At 65.7% G+C, this 5,420-nt stretch carries 4 protein-coding genes and 1 pseudogene; 4 read left to right on the forward strand and 1 reads right to left on the reverse strand.

Annotated features, from left to right (window positions below; translation table 11 throughout):
- From JWM94_RS07780 to phbB, 4 genes are all read left to right on the forward strand, one after another.
- The coding region (locus JWM94_RS07780; RefSeq protein ID WP_299424592.1) for a class I adenylate-forming enzyme family protein at positions 1-656 on the forward strand (656 nt) is incomplete at its 5' end.
- A gap of 125 nt (positions 657-781) precedes the next feature.
- Positions 782-3,031: a molybdopterin cofactor-binding domain-containing protein gene (locus tag JWM94_RS07785; protein WP_299424595.1), complete on the forward strand. Its 2,250-nt coding sequence runs from the start codon at positions 782-784 to the stop codon at positions 3,029-3,031.
- A gap of 115 nt (positions 3,032-3,146) precedes the next feature.
- Positions 3,147-4,154: a ferrochelatase gene (hemH, locus tag JWM94_RS07790; RefSeq protein ID WP_299424598.1), complete on the forward strand. Its 1,008-nt coding sequence runs from the start codon at positions 3,147-3,149 to the stop codon at positions 4,152-4,154.
- Positions 4,155-4,200: 46 nt separating this feature from the next.
- Positions 4,201-4,923: an acetoacetyl-CoA reductase gene (phbB, locus tag JWM94_RS07795; RefSeq protein WP_299424601.1), complete on the forward strand. Its 723-nt coding sequence runs from the start codon at positions 4,201-4,203 to the stop codon at positions 4,921-4,923.
- A 308-nt stretch (positions 4,924-5,231) separates the two neighbouring features.
- On the opposite strand, the pseudogene JWM94_RS07800 reads toward phbB, so the two are convergent.
- Positions 5,232-5,420: pseudogene (locus tag JWM94_RS07800) on the reverse strand (hypothetical protein); the annotation flags it as partial.

The raw sequence follows: 5,420 nt of genomic DNA on the forward strand, positions 1-5,420 counted from the left end.
ACGAGGAGATGGGCGGCGGCGCGCCGCTGATCTGTTACGGCCTGACCGAGACCAACGGCGTCGGGTGCGGAAACTGGCGAGACAATTACCTCGCCAAGCCCAATTCGACCGGCCGCGCGTCGCTCCCGCTGGTCGACCTCGCGATCCTCGACAATGGAGGAAAAAAGGTGCCGCAGGGCGAGCGCGGCGAAATCGCGATCCGCTCGATCTGCAACTTCCGCGAATATTGGCACCGGCCCGACGCGACGGCGGCGGCGTTCAGCCCCGACGGGTACTTCCTGACCGGCGACATCGGGTATCTCGACCCCGACGGCTATTTGTTCATCGTCGACCGCAAGAAGGACATCATCATTCGCGGCGGCGAGAATATCAGCTGTCAGGAAGTCGAGGCGGCGATCTACGAGCATCCCCTGGTCGCCGAGGCCGCGGTCTTCGGGCTTGCCGACGAGCGGCTCGGCGAAGTGCCGGGCGCGGTGGTGCATTTCCATCCCGGCGACGAAGTGAGCGAGGGCGAGTTGCAGGATTTCCTGCGGCACCACATCGCCGCGTTCAAGGTGCCCGAGCGTATCTGGATGTCCGCCGACCCGCTGCCGCGGCTGGGGACGGAGAAGATCGACAAGGTGGGCTTGCGGGCGAGGTATCGGGCGATGGCCTAGCCATCCGTCATGCTGAACTCGTTTCAGCATCCATCGTGCAATAACTGATGTTGTGACGGCGGCGCAGCGGATCCTGAAACAAGTTCAGGATGACGGTGGGTTTGTGGCGCGGTAGGGCGTCCAACATGGCCGACACCGACCAGTTATTGTCTAAGCCGCTGCTGACTCGTCGCAACCTGCTGATCGGCGGCGGCGCTGGCGTAGGGCTGCTCGTCGCGTGGAGCGTCTGGCCGCGGCATTACGCGCCCAATTTGACCGCGGCGAAAGGCGAGCATGTCTTCAACGCCTGGCTCAAGATCGGCGAGGACGGGCATATCGCGGTCGCGGTGCCGCAGGCCGAGCACGGGCAGGGGGTGTGGACCACACTCCCGCAAATCGTTGCGGACGAACTCGGCGCCGATTGGCGGACGATCGCGGTCGAGCCGGCACCGCTTAACCCGCTCTACGCCAACCCGATGGCGGCGGATGAATTGTTCGCGGGCGCGTTCGATCATTTGCCGAAAGGGCTACGCGACGGGCACGTCACGTCGAGCGGGCTAATGCTGACTGCGGGTTCGACTTCCGTCCGCCAGTTCGAGGGCGCGTTGCGCGACGCCGGTGCGGCGGCGCGCGTGCTGCTGCAGAAGGCGGCGGCGCGGCGCTGGGGTGCGGACTGGCGGTCGTGCGGCACTGCGGGCGGGTTCGTCGTGCACGGCAAGGACAAGTTGCGCTTCGGCGAACTCGCGGCAGAAGCGGTGGGCGAGAGCGTGCCCGACCCGATCCCGCTGCGCGGCGGCGAGACTGGGCGGCTGACGGGGCAATCGCTGCCACGGCTCGACAGCCCGGCCAAGATCGACGGATCGGTCAATTTCGCCGCCGACGTCCGTTTGCCCGACATGGTGTTCGCCGCGGTTCGCGCAGGGCCGACCCCCGACAGCGTGCTGATAGGGTGCGATACCAATGCCGCCAACAAAATTCGCGGCATGACGCAGGTCGTTCGGCACGACCGTTGGGTTGCGGCGATCGCGAGCAATTGGTGGGCGGCGAACCGCGCGCTGGAGGCGATCGGCCCGCGCTTCCGCGTTCCCGGCGTCCCTGTTTCGACCACGACGATCCACCGCGCGCTCGATGCCGCGCTGGCCGGCCCCGGCGTGCGCGTCGCCTCGACGGGTGATGTCGGCGCAGCGTTCAAGGGTGTCACAGTGGTCACCGCAGAGTATCGCGTTGAGGCCGCGCTCCACGCGCCGGTCGAAACGCGCGCGGCCACGGCGGCGTGGGCCGACGGGACGGTCGAGGTCTGGGTTCCGACGCTCGCGCCGGGCCTCGCTCGTACTGCGGTGGCGGCGGCGACCGGCGTGTCCGACGGATCGGTCGTCATCCACCCGATGCCGATCGGCGGCGGGTTCGGGATCAACCTGGAGCATGACGCGGCTGTGCAGGCCGCTTTGCTGGCGCGCGATCTCAAGCGCCCGGTGCAGGTGATGTGGTCGCGCGCCGAGGACATCCAGCAGGATCGCGTCCGCGCCCCTGCCGTTGCCAGGATGACGGGGCGGCTCGACAATCAGGGGCGGATCACCGGCTGGCTCGCCAAGATCGCGACGCCCGCGACCGGACGCGAGCTCGCGCACCGACTGCTCGCCGACGACAACGCCGCATCGGCCGCGCTCGCGGTAGGCGGTAGCAGCGATGGCTATGCGATGGCCGGGGCGACGCCGTTCTACCAGATACCCTCCTACGCGATCGACCATCACGAGGCGGACATCGGCGTGCCGACCGGACATTGGCGGTCTGGCGCACACAGCTACACCTGCTTCTTCACCGAATGCTTCATCGACGAACTGGCGCATGTCGCGAAGACCGAGGCGATGTCATTCCGCATCGGCATGCTCGGCGGCGACGCACGGCTGGCGCGGTGCCTGACGACGGTGGCGGCGCTCGGCGGCTGGGAGGGTGGGGTGCCGGGAAGCGGCCAGGGCATCGCTTGTCACAGCTTTCGCGGCAGCCATATCGCGGTGTTCGCGGAGGCGCATATCGACGAGGACCAGTCGATCGGTGTCGATCGCATCGTCGCCGCGGTCGATTGCGGGCAGGTTATCAACCCCGACATCGTTCGCCAGAATATTGAAGGCGGGCTGGTGTTCGGCATGGCGGCGGCGCTGGGCGCGTCGACGCGGTACAAGGGCGGATGGGCGGAGAGTTTGGGTCTGGGCGGGCTCAACCTGCCGCGGCTCGCCGACGTGCCCGACATCACCGTCGAACTGATCCCGAGCGAGGCCGATCCCGGCGGGGTCAGCGAACTCGCGGTGCCCCCGGTCGCGCCCGCCATCGCCAACGCGTTGCAATCGGCGACCGGGTTTCGCATCCGCAGCCTGCCACTGCGCGTTGGCGACACATGACACTCTTCTCTCGCCGTCACCCTGAGCTTGTTTCAGGGTCCAACGCGTCAAAAATAATGCCGTCATTGGCTGCACGTTGGATGCTGAAACAAGTTCAGCATGACGGGAAGTGGTGATGGAGCGTCCCGCCGATCATCCTCCGATCGCTCCGCCCAAAATCGGCGTGCTGCTGATCAACCTCGGCACCCCCGATGCGCCCGATGCAAAGGCGGTCAAACGCTACCTCGGCGAATTCCTCTCCGACAAGCGCGTGGTCGAAATCCCTGCCTTGCTCTGGCAGCCGATCCTGCGCGGAATCATCCTCAACACGCGGCCGAAGAAGTCGGCACATGCCTATGAGCAGGTATGGCGCGACGACGGTTCGCCACTTGCCGCGATCACGCGACTGCAAGCGGCCGCGTTGAAGGACGCGTTCGGGTCGGGCGTGCTGGTCGATTGGGCGATGCGCTATGGCAACCCGTCGATCGGCGACCGGCTGGCGGCGATGAAGGCGGCGGGGTGCGAGCGCATCCTGATCGCGCCACTCTATCCGCAATATTGCGCAGCAACGACCGCAACCGCCAACGACAAGGCGTTCGAAGCGCTGGCTGCGATGCGCTGGCAGCCGGCGGTGCGGACCTTGCCGCCCTATTACGACGACCCCGCCTATATCGACGCGCTGGCGGCGTCGGTGCGCGCGTCGCTCGCCGCGCTCGACTTTGTGCCCGACGCGCTCGTTACGAGCTTCCACGGCATGCCGCAGCGCACGCTCGAGCTTGGCGACCCCTATCATTGCCACTGCCAAAAGACCGCGCGGTTGCTCAGCGAGGCGCTAGGAAAAGATACGATCGTTACATTTCAGTCGCGCTTTGGCCGCGCCAAGTGGCTCGAGCCCGCGACCGACACGACACTCGCCGCGCTGCCGGGACAGGGGATCAAGCGCGTCGCGATCATCGCGCCGGGCTTTTCCGCCGATTGCCTCGAGACGCTCGAGGAGCTCGATATCCGCGGCCGCGACTCCTTCCTCGCAGTGGGGGGCACCGATTTCGCCTACCTCCCGTGCCTCAACGACAGCGAGCCCGGCATGAAAATGCTGCGCAGCATTTTGGCGCGGGAACTTGCCGGGTGGACATCCGCCCAATAGCGTGAACCGAACGACTCGCGGACCGCGAGCGCATTAGGAGAGAGATATGGCCCGCGTAGCGATCGTGACCGGCGGCACCCGCGGCATCGGCGAGGCGATCAGCCTCGCGCTCAAGGACATGGGGATGACCGTTGCCGCCAATTACGCGGGCAATGACGAGCGCGCCAAGGCATTCAGCGACCGCACCGGCATCAAGACCTACAAATGGGATGTAGGCGATTACGACGCGGTGCAGGCGGGCGTCGCGCAGGTCGAGGCCGAGCTCGGCCCGGTCGATGTCGTCGTCAACAATGCCGGCATCACCCGCGACGGCACTTTGATGAAGATGGACAAGCAAGCCTGGAACGAAGTGATCGACACCAATCTCGGCGGCTGCTTCACGATGGCCAAGGCGGTATTCGCGGGGATGAAAGATCGCGGCTGGGGGCGGATCGTCAATATCGGGTCGATCAACGGCCAGGCCGGGCAATACGGCCAGGTCAATTACGCCGCGGCGAAATCGGGGATCCATGGCTTTACCAAAGCGCTGGCGCAGGAAGGCGCGCGGTTCGGGATCACCGTGAATGCGATCGCGCCGGGTTATATCGATACGGATATGGTGGCGGCGGTGCCGGCGGATGTCTTGGCGAAGATCGTGGCGAAGATTCCGGTCGGGCGGTTGGGGCAGGCGACCGAAATCGCGCGGGCCGTTGCGTTTCTGGTCGCGGAGGATGCCGGGTTTGTGACCGGGTCTACGCTGTCGATCAATGGCGGGCAGCATATGTACTGACGGTCCGAGGCGCGGCCACGCCCGCGCCGGTGCGCTTTAGCGCACGGACCGGCACGGCCGGCGGGTCGGCTATGCCGAACCCGGCCGACGGCTTTGCCGTCGGCGCTGGAAGTTTAGGCGAAAGTTAGCCCAAGATCCCCCCGTGTCCGACGCCGAAGGTCACCAAAGTCACACCCCCGTACGCGCAAAACTGCGACGAACCGTTGGTGCGGCGCTGGCGAATATCCGACGATGAGAAAGAGCCGATCGCGACGCTGACACGCGAAATCCTACATTGGAAGGAAAATCGTGAGGGCGGGTTATGGTGGTTAGCGGACGTCCCGCAGGTGATCGCCTCGAACGCCGTATTTCTCATTCAAATCGAGCAAATGATGACCGACGATTGTCTGTAGCTCACGATCCACCACCACCGCCAAAAGCGTGTTGAAGCGACCTGTCCCTATCAGGATTTGATCGAACCGATTGAGGGCATCACGATAGACGTAGTGAACGTCATT

This window comes from Sphingomonas bacterium (assembly GCF_028289855.1).
GTDB lineage: Bacteria > Pseudomonadota > Alphaproteobacteria > Sphingomonadales > Sphingomonadaceae > Sphingomonas.